Raw genomic sequence first — 525 nt, forward strand, 5'->3', positions numbered from 1 at the left:
GCCAGCCGCCGGCCGCACCCGGCGGCGACGGCCAGGTGCCGTTCGGCCTGCTCCGGGCGGCCGTCGGCGCGGGCCGAGCGGGCCAGCAGCAGCCGGGCGGTGCCGACCCCGGCGGCGCCGGAGACCTGGTCGGCCGGGAGGCCGTCGCCGGGCGGTCCGCTCGTGGCAGCGGGTGGTTCGGTGCCGAGCAGGTGGGCGGCGTGGGCGAGGAACAGGTCGACGCCGGCCCGGCCGTCGTACAGTCCGGGGCCGAGCCGGCCGAGGGCGGGGTGGGCGGCCGTCCACCGGGCGAGGGCGGTGGCCGCCGTGCGGACCTCCGGCCGGTCCGGGTGCTGGAGCAGTTCGAGGCCGAGCCCGGCGGCGCCGTCGTAGAGCGACAGCAGGGCGCGCGCCCGCCCTGCCCGCGGGTCGGTGTCCACCAGTTCGTGGGCCATCCGGACGCAGCGGGCGAGGGTGTGCCGGACGGCCTCGCCGAGCAGGTCCCCGGTCACCGCCGGAGGCCGCCGGTCCGGACCGGCGGCCCGG

1 protein-coding gene is annotated in these 525 nt (G+C 81.5%); it reads right to left on the reverse strand.

The window, feature by feature from the left end:
- The coding region (locus ABD308_RS29670) for a glycoside hydrolase family protein (RefSeq protein WP_486327038.1) at window positions 1–491 on the reverse strand (491 nt) is incomplete at its 3' end.
- Between the last annotated feature and the right edge of the window lie 34 nt (window positions 492–525).

Origin of the sequence: Kitasatospora putterlickiae, from assembly GCF_039527695.1 — a bacterium.
Taxonomy (GTDB): domain Bacteria; phylum Actinomycetota; class Actinomycetes; order Streptomycetales; family Streptomycetaceae; genus Kitasatospora; species Kitasatospora putterlickiae.